Annotated in this window: 11 protein-coding genes; 8 read left to right on the forward strand and 3 right to left on the reverse strand. The window is 61.0% G+C overall.

What is annotated here, in order from left to right; genetic code table 11:
• Positions 1-229: 229 nt before the first annotated feature.
• The 7 genes from JFT63_RS18145 to tauD all read left to right on the forward strand — a co-directional run bounded on the left by JFT63_RS18145 (position 230) and on the right by tauD (position 8403).
• The gene (locus JFT63_RS18145; protein ID WP_057702401.1) at positions 230-2554 is read left to right on the forward strand and encodes a Tex family protein; all 2325 of its coding nucleotides are present in this window, start codon (positions 230-232) and stop codon (positions 2552-2554) included.
• Positions 2554-2937, forward strand: a complete 384-nt coding sequence (locus JFT63_RS18150) for a PaaI family thioesterase (protein WP_057702400.1) — start codon at positions 2554-2556, stop codon at positions 2935-2937. The genes JFT63_RS18145 and JFT63_RS18150 overlap by 1 nt, the downstream gene beginning before the upstream one ends.
• Before the next feature lie 214 nt (positions 2938-3151).
• Positions 3152-4735 carry a glutamate--cysteine ligase gene (gene gshA / locus JFT63_RS18155; RefSeq protein ID WP_057702399.1) on the forward strand — a complete coding sequence of 528 codons (1584 nt, stop codon included), beginning with the start codon at positions 3152-3154 and terminating at the stop codon, positions 4733-4735.
• A gap of 208 nt (positions 4736-4943) precedes the next feature.
• Positions 4944-5921 (forward strand): taurine ABC transporter substrate-binding protein, encoded by a 978-nt coding sequence (tauA, locus tag JFT63_RS18160; protein ID WP_198844456.1) that lies wholly within the window; start codon positions 4944-4946, stop codon positions 5919-5921.
• 18 nt (positions 5922-5939) lie between these two features.
• Positions 5940-6719 (forward strand): taurine ABC transporter ATP-binding subunit, encoded by a 780-nt coding sequence (gene tauB, locus JFT63_RS18165; RefSeq protein ID WP_014716468.1) that lies wholly within the window; start codon positions 5940-5942, stop codon positions 6717-6719.
• Positions 6716-7552 carry a taurine ABC transporter permease TauC gene (gene tauC, locus JFT63_RS18170; RefSeq protein WP_198844457.1) on the forward strand — a complete coding sequence of 279 codons (837 nt, stop codon included), beginning with the start codon at positions 6716-6718 and terminating at the stop codon, positions 7550-7552. Before tauB ends, tauC begins: the two co-directional genes overlap by 4 nt.
• Before the next feature lie 14 nt (positions 7553-7566).
• Entirely contained in the window at positions 7567-8403 is an 837-nt protein-coding gene (gene tauD / locus JFT63_RS18175; protein ID WP_198844458.1) for a taurine dioxygenase, read from the forward strand.
• Positions 8404-8529: 126 nt separating this feature from the next.
• Here tauD and mgrA read toward each other — a convergent pair whose 3' ends face one another.
• The 3 genes from mgrA to epsC form a co-directional block, all read right to left on the reverse strand.
• Complete coding sequence (gene mgrA / locus JFT63_RS18180) at positions 8530-9567, reverse strand: L-glyceraldehyde 3-phosphate reductase (RefSeq protein WP_186561370.1); 1038 nt, start codon at positions 9565-9567, stop codon at positions 8530-8532.
• A gap of 127 nt (positions 9568-9694) precedes the next feature.
• Positions 9695-11656 (reverse strand): choline transporter BetT, encoded by a 1962-nt coding sequence (gene betT / locus JFT63_RS18185; protein ID WP_169856569.1) that lies wholly within the window; start codon positions 11654-11656, stop codon positions 9695-9697.
• A 400-nt stretch (positions 11657-12056) separates the two neighbouring features.
• Complete coding sequence (gene epsC, locus JFT63_RS18190; RefSeq protein ID WP_057702394.1) at positions 12057-12983, reverse strand: serine O-acetyltransferase EpsC; 927 nt, start codon at positions 12981-12983, stop codon at positions 12057-12059.
• Positions 12984-13150: 167 nt separating this feature from the next.
• On the opposite strand from epsC, the gene JFT63_RS18195 reads away from it, so the two are divergent.
• Complete coding sequence (locus tag JFT63_RS18195) at positions 13151-14146, forward strand: D-cysteine desulfhydrase (protein ID WP_198844459.1); 996 nt, start codon at positions 13151-13153, stop codon at positions 14144-14146.
• The last annotated feature ends 167 nt before the right edge of the window (positions 14147-14313 follow it).

The following is a 14313-nucleotide window of genomic DNA, read 5'->3' on the forward strand; positions in this document are numbered from 1 at the left end:
CAATGGCAGAACGCTGGTTATAATGCGGCGCCTCCGTGCAGGGCAACGTCAGATCGTTACCGTTTGCTGCCGGGCTTTTTTTACCCGCTTGTCGTGACTTTTTCGATTTCGAGGGTCAATAGCCAGCCTCTTGACCCAGGCAGCGGCGCCAGTCGGGCCGCTCAACCAGCCTCGCCGAGCCTTGTTTTTACGGGCCGGTGCGCTGATTTTAAGAATTTCAGGTGGTTTTATGGACAGCATCAACAGCCGCATCGCCGAGGAACTCGGTGTACGCCCACAACAGGTCGAAGCGGCCGTCGCTCTACTGGATGAAGGCTCCACGGTGCCCTTCATCGCCCGTTACCGAAAAGAAGTGACCGGCAGCCTCGACGACACCCAACTGCGTCACCTGGAAGAGCGCCTGCGCTACCTGCGAGAACTCGACGAACGGCGTATCAGCATCCTCGCCAGCATCGAGGAACAGGGCAAGTTGACTCCTCAACTGGAACGCGACATCAAACTCGCGGACACCAAGACCCGCCTCGAAGACCTTTACCTGCCATACAAACAGAAACGTCGTACAAAGGGCCAGATCGCCCTGGAAGCCGGCCTGGGCGATTTGGCCGACGGCCTGTTCAACGATCCATCGTTGACGCCGGAAACCGAAGCCGCGCGCTTCATCGACGCTGAAAAAGGCGTCGCCGACGTCAAGGCCGCCCTCGAAGGCGCCAAGTACATCCTGATGGAGCGCTTCGCCGAAAACGCCAGCCTCCTGGAAAAACTGCGTACCTACCTCAAGCAGGAAGCCATCCTCAGCGCCCGCGTCATCGCCGGCAAAGAGGAAGAAGGCGCCAAGTTCCGCGACTACTTCGAACACGACGAGCCGCTCAAAAGCATGCCGTCGCACCGCGCCCTGGCGATTTTCCGCGGCCGCAACGAAGGCATTCTCAGCTCCGCGTTGAAAGTCGGCGACGAACTGCCGGGCACCATGCACCCGTGCGAAGGCATGATCGGTCAACAATTCGGCATCCAGAACCAGAACCGCCCGGCAGACAAGTGGCTCGGCGAAGTGGTGCGCTGGACCTGGAAGGTCAAGCTCTACACCCACCTGGAAACCGACCTGCTGGGCGAGTTGCGCGACGGTGCCGAAACCGAAGCGATTAACGTGTTCGCCCACAACCTGCACGACCTGCTGCTGGCCGCACCGGCCGGCCCGCGTGCCACCCTGGGCCTCGACCCGGGCCTGCGCACCGGTTGCAAGGTCGCGGTGGTCGACGCCACCGGCAAGCTGCTGGACCACGCCACCGTGTACCCACACGTACCGCACAACAAGTGGGACCAGACCCTCGCGATCCTTGCCGCCCTGTGCGCCAAGCACGCGGTGGACCTGATCGCGATCGGCAACGGCACTGCCAGTCGCGAGACTGACAAGCTGGCCGCCGAGCTGATCAAAAAATACCCGGCCATGAAAATGACCAAGGTCATGGTCTCCGAAGCGGGCGCTTCGGTGTACTCAGCCTCGGAACTGGCGTCCAAGGAATTCCCGGACCTCGACGTGTCGATCCGTGGCGCGGTGTCCATCGCCCGTCGCCTGCAAGACCCGTTGGCCGAACTGGTGAAAATCGACCCTAAATCCATCGGCGTCGGCCAGTACCAGCACGACGTATCGCAGCTGAAACTGGCACGCGGCCTGGATGCGGTGGTGGAAGACTGCGTAAACGCCGTGGGCGTAGACGTGAACACCGCTTCGGTGGCACTGCTGGCGCGAATCTCGGGCCTCAACGCGACCCTGGCGCAGAACATCGTCAGCCATCGCGACGAAAATGGCGCGTTCAAAACCCGTGCTGCGCTGAAAAAAGTCGCACGCCTGGGTGAAAAAACCTTTGAGCAAGCGGCCGGCTTCCTGCGCGTCATGAACGGCGATAACCCCCTGGACGCCTCGGCAGTTCACCCGGAGGCCTACCCGCTGGTGCAACGCATTGCCGCCGAGACCGACCGTGATATCCGTTCGCTGATCGGCGACGCTGCGTTCCTCAAGCGCCTGGATCCAAAGAAGTACACCGACGAAACCTTCGGTGTGCCGACCATCACCGACATTCTGCAAGAGCTGGAAAAACCTGGCCGCGACCCACGTCCCGAGTTCAAGACCGCCGAGTTCCAGGACGGCGTCGAAGACCTCAAGGACCTGCAACCGGGCATGATCCTGGAAGGCGTGGTGACCAACGTGACCAACTTCGGTGCTTTCGTGGATATCGGCGTGCATCAGGACGGTTTGGTGCACATCTCTGCGCTTTCGGAGAAGTTCATCAAGGACCCGCGTGAAGCGGTCAAAGCTGGCGACGTGGTCAAGGTCAAGGTCATGGAAGTCGACATCCCGCGCAAACGCGTCGGCCTGTCGATGCGCATGAGCGATACCCCCGGCGAGAAAATCGACGGTGCTCGTGGCGCTCGCCCAGGTTCGGCACCGCGCCAGTCGCAGAACAACGCGCCGCGCAAGGAAGCGACGACTGCCGCGCCGAGCAACAACGCCATGGCGTCGCTGTTCGCCAATGCCAAACAGTTGAAGAAGCGTTGATGGACATCCCGGCCGGCTTGACCCAGAGCGCGTTCAGCGAACTGATCGGCTGCCGCCTGCAGCGCCTGGACGAAGGCGTTGCCGAGGTGGCCCTGACCCTGGAGCCGCACCTGCGCAACCGCGCGGGCAAGCTCCATGGCGGGGCGATTTTCAGCCTGGTGGACATCACCATGGGCCTGGCCTGTTCCAGCGCCCATGGTTTCGACCAACAGAGCGCCACCATCGAATGCAAAATCAACTATATTCGCGCCGTCGAAGACGGTGACGTGCTGTGCACCAGCCGGGTGATTCACGCCGGCCGGCGCACGTTGGTGGTCGAAGCCGACGTGTACCAGGGCGAAAGACTTGTCGCAAAAGCGCAGGGCACGTTCGCTGTCCTATAGCTCCCCACCCTCGATTTGAGTTAATTTCGGCGCTGCGATAACAGCGTCGGAATTTTCTCGCTGCGCTGTAGCCCAACTCATGGAGTGAAGTCGGCATTTTCAGAGCGGGTCAAATCGACTCAGAACCAGGCGATCACGCCAGTTTCCACTTCACCCTTGTAGACCGTCCTGCCCACCCCCATATTGGGGCGACTGACGCGTGAAGGAATCCAACTTGAGCGAACTTCTCAACCGCCGCCTGGCCCTGCTCGGCAAGCGCGAACACCTCTCCCTGCTAGAGCAGTGCTTGCACGGCATCGAGCGTGAATGCCTACGTGTCACCAGCGAGGGTCGCCTGGCGCAAACGCCACACCCCGAAGCCTTGGGCGCCGCGTTGACCAACGAACAGATCACCACTGACTATTCGGAATCGCTGCTGGAGTTCATCACCCCAGCCCTGCCCAACCCGGCCGACACCCTGAACAGCCTGGACAAGATCCATCGCTTTGCCTATTCCAAGCTGGGCAGCGAATACCTGTGGAGCCCCTCGATGCCGTGCCCGTTGCCGGCTGAGGAAGATATTCCGATCGCCTACTACGGCACCTCCAATATCGGCCAGCTCAAATATGTGTACCGCAAGGGCCTGGCCCTGCGTTACGGCAAGACCATGCAGTGCATCGCCGGCATCCACTACAACTTCTCGCTGCCGGAACAGCTGTGGCCATTGCTCAAGGAAACAGAAGGATTTGTCGGCACCGACCGTGACTATCAGTCCACGGCCTATATCGCGTTGATCCGTAATTTCCGGCGCTACAGCTGGCTGTTGATGTACCTCTTTGGCGCCTCGCCAGCCCTGGACGCCGGTTTCCTGCGCGGGCGCTCGCACCAGCTTGAAGTGCTGGATGCCGACACGCTGTACCTGCCCTACGCCACCAGCCTGCGCATGAGCGACCTGGGTTACCAGAGCAACGCCCAGGCCGGCCTGACGCCGTGCTACAACGATTTGGCCAGCTACACCGACAGCCTGCGCGAAGCGGTGGCAACGCCCTACGCGCCCTACGTCGAAGTCGGCACGCACAAGGATGGTGAGTGGGTGCAGCTCAACACCAACATCCTGCAGATCGAAAACGAGTACTACTCCAATATCCGCCCCAAGCGTGTGACCTATACCGGCGAGCGGCCGATCCAGGCGCTGATGGCCCGTGGCATCCAGTACATCGAAGTGCGCTGCCTGGACATCAACCCGTTTCTGCCGATGGGTATCGACCTGCCGGAGTCGCGCTTCCTCGACGCGTTCCTGCTGTACTGCGCGCTGAACGACAGCCCACTGTTCGCCAACAACGAGTGCGGCAACGCCACCTCCAACTTCCTCAGCGTGGTCAAGGAAGGCCGTCGTCCGGGCCTGCAATTGCAGCGTGACGGCCAGCCGGTGGACATGAAGGAATGGGCGGCCGAGTTGCTGGAGAAGATTGCCCCGCTGGCCGCCCTGCTCGATCAGAGCCACGGCATCACCGAACACAGCGAGGCACTGGACGCCCAGTTGGCGAAGGTCAAGGACCCGTCCCTGACGCCGTCGGCCCAGGTATTGGCAGCCATGGCTGAGCGCAAGGAGAGCTTCGCCCAGTTCTCCCTGCATCAGAGCGAGGTCCATGCCGAATACTTCCGCAAAGAACCTTTGGCGCCTGAGGAACAAGCGCACTTTGAAGACCTGGCCCGTGCGTCGCTGGCGCAACAGGCAGAGCTGGAGCAGAACGAAGTGGGCGATTTCGATGTGTTTGTCGGCTCGTACCAGGCCAGCATCCTCGCCATCAGCAACTAAACAGCACCCTGTAGGAGCGAGCTTGCTCGCGAAAAACCCAGGAACACCGCGCTCATCCAGACTGAACGCGTCATCGTTAACGTTTTTCGCGAGCAAGCTCGCTCCTACAGTTTTAAGCTAATTCGAAAAAGTTATTTATTTTCGAATTCTTAGATCATTTAGTCTCCTCTCACGCCGACCCTCGGCCGCCTGATTGAGGAGCTTCCCCTTGAAACTGCTGACCCCTTTGCGCCTGTTGGCCGCGTTGTCCCTGGCCGGTGCCAGCCTGTTTGCCCAGGCGGCGGACGTGACCATTGCGTATCAGACCACCGTGGACCCGGCCAAAGTCGCCCAGGCCGATGGCGCTTATGAAAAAGCCACCCACGCCAAAATCGACTGGCGCAAATTCGACAATGGCTCCGACATCATCGCCGCCATTGCCTCCGGCGACGTGCAGATCGGCTACCTCGGTTCCAGCCCGCTCACCGCCGCGATAACCCGCAAAGTCCCGGTGCAAACCTTCCTCGTCGCCACCCAGATCGGCGGCGCCGAAGCCCTGGTGGCGCGTAACGGTTCGGGGATCAACAGCCCGCAGGATCTGATCGGCAAAAAAATCGCCGTGCCCTTCGTCTCCACCGGCCATTACAGCCTGCTCGCCGCGCTGAAACACTGGAACATCGACCCGGCCAAAGTCACCATTCTCAACCTCGCGCCGCCGGCCATCATCGCCGCGTGGAAGCGCGGTGATATCGACGCCACCTACGTGTGGGACCCGGCCCTGGGCGTGGCCAAGGAAAACGGCAAAGTGCTGATCACCTCCGGCGAACTGGCCAAGTTCGGCGCGCCGACGTTCGATGCCTGGATCGTGCGCAAGGATTTTGCCGAAAAGCACCCGGAGATCGTCACCGCCTTCGCCAAGGTCACTCTGGATGCCTACGCCGCCTACCGCAAAGACCCACAAGCCTGGCTTGCCGACTCAGGCAACGTCGACAAGCTGGTGAAACTCTCCGGCGCCAAGGCCAGCGACATCCCCTTGCTGCTGCAAGGCAACGTCTACCCGCTGGCCGCTGACCAGGTGACCCTGCTGGGCGCACCAACCACCAAGGCCGTCACCGATACCGCTGTGTTCCTCAAGGAACAAGGCAAGGTCGATGCCGTATTGCCCGACTACGCCCCTTACGTCAGCGCCAAGTTCATTACTAACTGATCCAAGGAGTTCATCGCGATGGCCTTGCTACAGCTGGAGCGCATCAGCGCACAGTACCCAGGCGCCCCGGAACCGGTACTGTCCGATATTTCACTGGAGCTTGGGCCCCAGCAGCTGCTGGTTGCCCTGGGCCCGTCCGGCAGTGGCAAGACGTCGTTGTTGAACCTGATTGCCGGATTCGTCGAACCGTCTGCCGGGCGCATCACCTTAGATGGCGTGCCGGTCAAGGGCCCCAGCGCCGAGCGCGGCGTGGTGTTCCAGGACGACGCCCTGCTGCCCTGGCAGGACGTGCTGGCCAACGTCGCCTTTGGCCTGGAACTGGCCGGCGTGCCCAAGGCGCAGCGCGAAGTGCGCGCCCGCGAAATGCTCGCGCTGGTGGACCTGGCCGGTTTCGACAGCCGGCGCATCTGGCAGCTCTCGGGCGGCCAGAAACAGCGCGTCGGCCTGGCCCGCGCCTTGGCGGCCGACCCTCGCGTATTGCTGATGGACGAACCCTTCGGCGCGCTGGATGCCTTTACCCGCGAACAAATGCAGGAGTTGCTGCTGCAAGTGTGGCGGCGCACGGCCAAGCCGGTATTCCTGATTACCCATGACATTGAGGAAGCAGTGTTCCTGGCCACGGACCTGATCCTGCTGGCGCCCAACCCCGGCCAGATCGTCGAACGCCTGCAGCTGGATTTCGGCCAACGTTACGCCGCCGGTGAATCAGCCCGCGCAATCAAGTCCGACCCGCGCTTTATCGAAACCCGTGAACATGTGCTGGGCAAAGTGTTCTCCCAACGGCAGGTGTACGCATGAGCAGCTACGAACTTCCCGCCACGGCCAGCAAGCCGGTGTCACCTGCCGTTATTCCGGTACGCCGCAGCCTGAGCACGCGCTGGATCAGCGTGCTGACCCTGTTCGCTCTGCTCGCCCTTTGGTGGGCAGTGACCGCCACCGGCTTGATCGAACCTCTGTTCCTGCCGCCCCCGTCCGCCGTGTTGCAAAAAGGCTGGCTGCTGGCGACCACCGGCTACATGGATTCCACCTTGTGGCAGCACCTGGGCGCGAGCCTGAGCCGCATTGGCCTGGGCCTGGGTTTTGCGGTGCTGACCGCCGTGCCGGTGGGGATTGCCATCGGTGCCAACCGCATTGCCCGAGGCGTTTTCGATCCGTTGATCGAGTTCTACCGGCCGATTCCACCGCTGGCCTACCTGCCGCTGATCGTGATCTGGTGCGGCATTGGCGAGCTGTCCAAGGTGCTGCTGATTTACCTGGCGATTTTCGCCCCGATCGCCATCGCCACCGCAACCGGGGTGCGAACCGTCGACCCGGCCAAGCTGCGGGCTGCGCAGTCGTTGGGTGCCACCCGTGCGCAACTGATTCGCCATGTGATCCTGCCCAGCGCCCTGCCCGACATCCTCACCGGTGTGCGTATCGGCCTGGGCGTGGGCTGGTCGACCCTGGTCGCCGCCGAGTTGATTGCCGCCACCAGCGGCCTGGGTTTCATGGTGCAGTCGGCAGCGCAGTTTCTGGTCACCGATGTGGTGGTGCTGGGCATCCTGGTGATCGCCCTGATCGCCTTCGCCATGGAAATGGGCCTGCGTGCCTTGCAGCGTAAATTAGTGCCCTGGCATGGCCAGGCACACTGAGTGAAGAGTCCACAATGAGCAGCCTGAACATAACCCCATTAAGCACCGCCCTGGGCGCCCAGATCAGTGGCGTCGACATCACTCAGCCGCTGAACCTTGAGCAGCGCGACGCCATTGAACAGGCGTTGCTCCACTATTCGGTGCTGTTCTTCCGTGACCAGCCGATCACCCCGCAGCAACAGGCACGCTTCGCGGCCAATTTTGGCGACCTGCACATCCACCCGATCTACCCCAACGTGCCGGAACAGCCGCAAGTACTGATCCTCGACACCGCGGTCACCGACGTGCGTGACAACGCCGTTTGGCACACCGACGTGACCTTCCTGCCCACGCCGGCTCTGGGCGCCGTGCTCAGTGCCAAGCTGCTGCCGGCGTTTGGCGGCGATACGCTGTGGGCCAGTGGCATTGCGGCGTATGAGGCGCTTTCCGAACCGTTGAAGGTATTGCTCAACGGGCTCACCGCCACCCACGATTTCACCAAATCCTTTCCGCTGGAGCGTTTTGGCAATACCGCCGAAGACTTGCTGCGCTGGGAAGAAACCCGCCGCAAGAACCCGCCGCTGTCGCATCCGGTGGTGCGTACGCATCCGGTCAGTGGGCGTAAATCGCTGTTCGTCAGCGACGGTTTCACCACCCGAATCAATGAACTGGAACCCGCCGAAAGCGAGGCCATTCTCAAGCTGCTGTTCGCCCACGCCACCCGCCCGGAATTCACCATTCGCTGGCGTTGGCAGGAGAATGACATAGCGTTCTGGGATAACCGCGTCACCCAGCATTACGCCGTGGATGACTACCGGCCGCAGCGGCGGGTGATGCACCGGGCAACGATTCTTGGGGATGTGCCGTTCTAGAATCCAGCGCAGATCAACTGTGGGAGCTGGCTTGCCTGCGATAGCGGTTGTTCAGCCACTGCACTATTGGCTGAAAAACCGCTATCGCGGGCAAGCCCGGCTCCCACATTTACCGAGTGCGGCAGCTTATTCGGCGGTTGACGGTTTTTCCCACAAGTTGATCCCACCTTCCTGCGCAAACCGATCAATCTCCGCCAGTTCCTCAGCACTGAAGCTCAAGTTCTGCAACGCCCCGACGTTCTCGATAATCTGCTCCGGTCGGCTTGCGCCGATCAGCGCACTGGTTACCCGTGGATCACGTAATGTCCACGCCAACGCCAACTGGGCCAGGCTCTGGCCACGGCGCTTGGCGATTTCATTCAGGCCGCGTACATGGGCGATGTTGGCTTCGGACAGGTGCTGGGCCTGCAACGAGCCACCACCCGGACGATTGACCCGCGCATCGGCCGGTACCCCGTTAAGGTATTTATCGGTCAACAAACCCTGGGCCAGCGGCGTGAAGGCGATCACCCCGGCGCCGAGCTCTTCGGTGGTGTCGAGCAGGTCTTTTTCCACCCAGCGGTTGAGCAGGTTATAAGCCGGTTGGTGAATCAACAGCGGCACTTTCCACTCTTGCAGCAGCGCGGCAATTTCACGGGTTTTGACCCCGGAATAAGACGAGATACCGATGTACAACGCCTTGCCTTGCTGCACGGCGGTGGCAAGGGCGCCGGCGGTTTCTTCGAGCGGCGTGTCGGGGTCGAAACGGTGCGAATAGAAGATATCCACATAATCGACGCCCAGGCGTTGCAGGCTCTGGTCCAGGCTGGCCAACACGTATTTGCGCGAACCGCCACCCTGGCCGTAAGGACCGGGCCACATGTCCCAGCCGGCTTTGCTGGAAATGATCAATTCGTCGCGGTAGTGCTTGAAGTCTTCACGCAGCAAACGGCCGAAGTTGATCTCGGCGCTGCCATAGGGCGGGCCGTAGTTGTTGGCCAGGTCGAAGTGGTTGATACCCAGGTCGAACGCCGTACGCAGCAGGGCGCGCTGGGTGTCGATCGGGGTACTGTCGCCAAAGTTGTGCCACAGCCCCAGGGACAGGGCCGGCAGCACCAACCCACTGCGGCCTACGCGGCGATAGGGAATAGATTCATAGCGGTTTTCGGCAGCAATGTACGTCATCGAATCCTCTCTTGATCTAGGGCAAATAAGGCCCGGGAATAGGCATATTCCCGGGCCTTTTAAGCAGCTGAATCGCTTAAGTCTGCATCTTCCTTTTACAGCAAAGACCTACTTGAGAGGAACGCTATCAGCGCACCATGTGCAGGAACTGCAGGTGGCGCTCGTACTGATCGAGGATGTCGTTGATGATCTGCTCTTTGGTGTAGCCGACCAGGTCGTAGTCCTGGCTGCCCTCGCTCAAGTGCACTTCCGCCCGGTAATAGCGACGGTTGTTGATCTCTTTCTTGCCGATACCACCGAGGGCGAACGACGGCGTGAAATAACCGCGCATCTGCACCTGATAGATAAACGGACGCTCCTCGCCATGGCCAATTTCGAGGCTGACGCTGTCGTTGGACGGGTCGGGCTGGGTTACTACCGTGAGGCCCTTCTCGACAAATACGGCCGTTACTTCTTCGATCGCCGGGCGCACCGTGGTGTCGAGGAAACGGTACACCTCATCACGCGACGGGAAATGCACGGCCTGGCTCAAGCGCTGGCGCCAGCCGCCTCGACCTTTGCGTGAAGCCGATATCGGCGCCAGGGAATGCAACTGCGCAATCTGTTTTTGCGACTCCAGATAGAACGCCTTGTGCAGCCCCCACATCATCAGCAGCAAAATCAGCGAGAACGGCAGCGAGGTCAGGACCACCGCAGACTTCAACGAATCGATACTGCCGGCAAACAGCAAGGCACTGGTCACCAGGGCCGTCATTGCGCCCCAGAACACCCGCAGCCACTTCGGCCCGTCTTCATCCGCATTGCCGCCTTTGGACGACAGGGTGGACAGCACCACAGTGCCCGAGTCCGCCGAGGTCACGAAGAACACAAAACTGATAAACACCGTGACCGCGATTACCGTCTTGCTCCACGGGTAGGTTTCCAGCAGCAGGTAGAGACTCATCGACGGGTCATCGATGGCCGACTGGCCCAGCGCGGCCATGCCATGGTTGAGCACTTGGTCAATGGCGCTGTTACCGAAGATCGACATCCACGCCAGGGTAAAGCCCAGCGGAATCAGCAGCACGCCAAACACGAACTCGCGGATGGTGCGGCCACGGGAGATGCGCGCGATAAACAGACCCACGAACGGCGACCATGCGATCCACCAGGCCCAGTAGAACACTGTCCAGCCGCCCAGCCAGTCGCTCGGCTCGTTGTAGGCGTACACATCAAAACTCTTGGTCGGCAGCGCGCCCAAATAGTCACCGATGTTCTGGATCAAGGTGTTGAGCAAGTGCTGGGTAGGCCCTGCGAACAACACGAACAGCAGCAGCGCACAGGCCAGCAGCATGTTGATGTCGGACATCACCCGCACGCCCTTGTCGACACCGGCCACAGCCACAATGATCGCCGCGCCCATCATCAACGTGATCAGGCCCACCTGAATCCATTGGGTATGGGCAATACCAAACAGGTAGTCCAGGCCGGAATTGAGGTGCAACACGCCAAAGCCCATGTCGGCGCCCAGGCCGAACACCGTCGCGATGATGCCGAAGCCATCCACCGCATAACCGATAGGGCCATTGATGCGCTTGCCGATCAGCGGGTACAGCGCCGAGCGCAGGGCCAGCGGCAGGTTATGCCGGTAGGCGAAATAGGCCAGGGCCATGCCGACGAACGCAAACACGCCCCAACCATGCAGGCCCCAATGCAGGAACAGCACCTGCATGGCCTGGCGCGCTGCATCGGCATTCATCGCTTCGCCCTGGGGCGGCTGCACCAGGTGCGTCAACGGCTCCGAGACGCAGAAGAAAAACAGCGTGATGCTGATCCCGGCGGCGAACAACATGCCGGCCCAGGACAGGTAACTGAATTCGGGCTCGTCGTGGTCGGCACCGAGTTTTATCTTGCCGTAGCCCGATAGCGCGGTGACCACCACGAAGACCAGATACAGGGTCATCGCCAGCATGTAATACCAGCCGACCGTATTGGCCGCCCAGTTTTGCGCCGCCAGCAGCCAGGCTCCGGCCTGTTGCGGGATAGCGATGACCGTGATGCCAAACAGCAGGATGACGGTGGCGGCAAAGTAGAAAACGGGCGCATTCATGCGCACCATGCCGCTGGAAGGGGTGGACGATGCACTCATGAACGATGCACCTCAAGGTTGCGGGATATGGCTGTAAAAAACGGACTCAGCAAAGGTAAGCCTCCTGTTGTGAGCGGGCAGCGAACCACCGGGTTTAACTTGAACGAACGTTCAAGTTAAACATGAATAGGCAGTTTTGGACTAATCGCAGGGCTGAGTGGTAGGTAATTCCTACACTAGCTCAGGGATTGGTATGACGGCTGAAGAAGGCAAATCGTTCAGCGACCCCACGTTGAAACTCATACGAAATGTGGGAGCTGGCTTGCCTGCGATAGCGGTGGGTCAGCCACCCATCTGTTGACTGATACACCGCTATCGCAGGCAAGCCAGCTCCCACACTGGTCGGCGGTTGGCTCAGGTATTACTTCTGCGCCCCATCATCATGCTGCAAGTTCGCCTGGGTGATATTCGCCCCCGCCGGCACGCTGCGGGTCAGCCACACATTGCCGCCGATGGTCGAGCCCTGGCCGATGGTGATCCGCCCCAAAATCGTGGCCCCGGCGTAGATCACCACATCATTCTCAACGATGGGGTGGCGTGGATGGCCTTTTTGCAACTGCCCATCCTCATCAGCAGGGAAGCGCTTGGCACCCAGTGTCACCGCCTGGTAGATACGCACGCGCTCGCCGATGATCGCCGTCTCGCCAATCACCACGCCCGTACCGTGGTCGATGAAGAAACTCGGACCGATCTGCGCGCCGGGGTGGATATCGATGCCGGTGGCCGAGTGGGCGATTTCCGCACTGATGCGCGCCAACAGCGGCAAGCCTGCGCGGTACAGGTGGTGGGCCAGGCGATGGTGGATCACCGCCAGGATGCCCGGGTAGCACAGCAGCACTTCATCCACACTGCGTGCGGCCGGGTCGCCGTGGTAGGCGGCCAGTACGTCGGTATCCAACAGGCTGCGCAGGGCCGGCAATGCCAGGGCGAAATCCTGGATCAGGCGAATGGCGTGGGCGTCCACACCGCTGTCATCGTCGCCGCCTTGACGTGCCGCGTAGCGCAACTCCAGGCGAGCCTGGGCCAGCAAGGCGTTGAGCGCCACGTCGAGGGTATGCCCCACGTAGAAGTCTTCGCTTTCTTCACGCAGATCCACCGGGCCCAGGCGCATGGGGAATAGCGCGCCGCACAAGGCTTCGAGGATCTGCGCCACCGCCTCGCGGGACGGCAATTCACGGCCACCGTGTTCGCCGCTCAAGCGACCGTTGCGTGTTCGCCACTGATCCCGCGCGCCGCGCAACTGGCTGACGATGGTCTGCAATTGCCAATGACTGGAACGCTCACTCACGGTATTCACTCCTGACGAAATGGCCATCACTTTACGGTATGCACCCTGGCAGCTCTTAAGAACCAATGGTGTGATCGTAAGAACTATTGTTCATAAGCGATTGACGGTTGCCCGATGAAAAGTGCCTGCCTATAGTCCTCCCCATCATTCAGTCACCGTGCGTAGCCATGATCAAACAACAGCTTGAGCGCTTTAAGCGTCTGGAACTGCTGGGCGGTGCCACCGCTCTGGAAAAACTTGAACGGCTGTCGGCCTGGCTGGGCAGGGATATTTACGTCAAACGCGATGACACCACGCCCCTGGCCATGGGGGGCAACAAGTTACGCAAACTCGAATACCTGGCAGCCGACGCCATCGCCCAGGGCGCCGACACGCTGATCACCGCCGGCGCGATCCAGTCCAACCATGTGCGCCAGACCGCCGCCCTGGCCGCCAAACTCGGCCTGGGCTGTGTGGCCCTGCTGGAAAATCCTACCGGCACCGAAGATCCCAACTACCTGACCAATGGCAACCGCCTGCTGCTGGAACTGTTCGATGCCAAAGTCGAATTGGTGGAAAACCTCGACAACGCCGACGCCCAACTCGCAGCCCTCGCCGACCGCCTGCGCAGTAATGGCAAGAAGCCCTACCTGGTGCCGATCGGCGGCTCCAATGCCCTCGGCGCATTGGGTTACGTGCGCGCCGGGCTGGAGCTTGCGGCGCAGATTGAAGACAGCGCAATTGAGTTCGCCGCCGTGGTGCTTGCCTCTGGCAGTGCCGGCACCCACAGCGGCCTGGCCCTGGCCTTGAGCGAAGCATTGCCGCAGTTGCCGGTGATCGGCATCACGGTGTCGCGCACCGAGCAAGCGCAATTCCCGAAAGTGCAGAGCTTGGCCGAACGCACTGCCGAGTTGCTGGGTGTGGCTATTCCCGAGGCCTTCAAAGTGACCCTGTGGGACGAGTATTTCGGCCCCCGCTATGGCGAGCCGAATGCTGGCACCCTCTCGGCGATCAAACTTTTGGCCAGCCAGGAAGGTCTGTTGCTGGACCCGGTCTATACCGGCAAGGCCATGGCCGGTTTGCTCGACGGCATCGGGCGCCAGCGGTTTGAAGAGGGGCCGATCATTTTCCTGCATACCGGTGGCGCGCCGGCATTGTTTGCCTATGACTCAGTATTCAACTGAATGAATGGGGTCATATTCAAAAATAGAATATGAAATTGTATTTTTATTATTTTCAAGACTTAAAAACCCACCTTATCATCGCGCCGAAGGCGAAGACGCGCTTCGCGCTTTAGGGCAGGATACGACTACCGCGTCACCTGCTTCGCTCACCATAAAAACACAGGGGC

The organism is Pseudomonas sp. MF7453 (assembly GCF_016405455.1).
GTDB classification, from domain to species: Bacteria; Pseudomonadota; Gammaproteobacteria; order Pseudomonadales; family Pseudomonadaceae; genus Aquipseudomonas; species Aquipseudomonas paralactis.

Excerpts from the sequence above, each read along its gene's own strand:
- JFT63_RS18145 (WP_057702401.1), top strand. The coding sequence starts at position 230 with ATGGACAGCATCAACAGCCGCATCGCCGAGGAACTCGGTGTACGCCCA.
- JFT63_RS18150 (WP_057702400.1), top strand. The coding sequence starts at position 2,554 with ATGGACATCCCGGCCGGCTTGACCCAGAGCGCGTTCAGCGAACTGATC.
- tauB (WP_014716468.1), top strand. The coding sequence starts at position 5,940 with ATGGCCTTGCTACAGCTGGAGCGCATCAGCGCACAGTACCCAGGCGCC.
- tauC (WP_198844457.1), top strand. The coding sequence starts at position 6,716 with ATGAGCAGCTACGAACTTCCCGCCACGGCCAGCAAGCCGGTGTCACCT.
- tauD (WP_198844458.1), top strand. The coding sequence starts at position 7,567 with ATGAGCAGCCTGAACATAACCCCATTAAGCACCGCCCTGGGCGCCCAG.
- mgrA (WP_186561370.1), bottom strand. The coding sequence starts at position 9,567 with ATGACGTACATTGCTGCCGAAAACCGCTATGAATCTATTCCCTATCGC.
- betT (WP_169856569.1), bottom strand. The coding sequence starts at position 11,656 with ATGAATGCGCCCGTTTTCTACTTTGCCGCCACCGTCATCCTGCTGTTT.
- JFT63_RS18195 (WP_198844459.1), top strand. The coding sequence starts at position 13,151 with ATGATCAAACAACAGCTTGAGCGCTTTAAGCGTCTGGAACTGCTGGGC.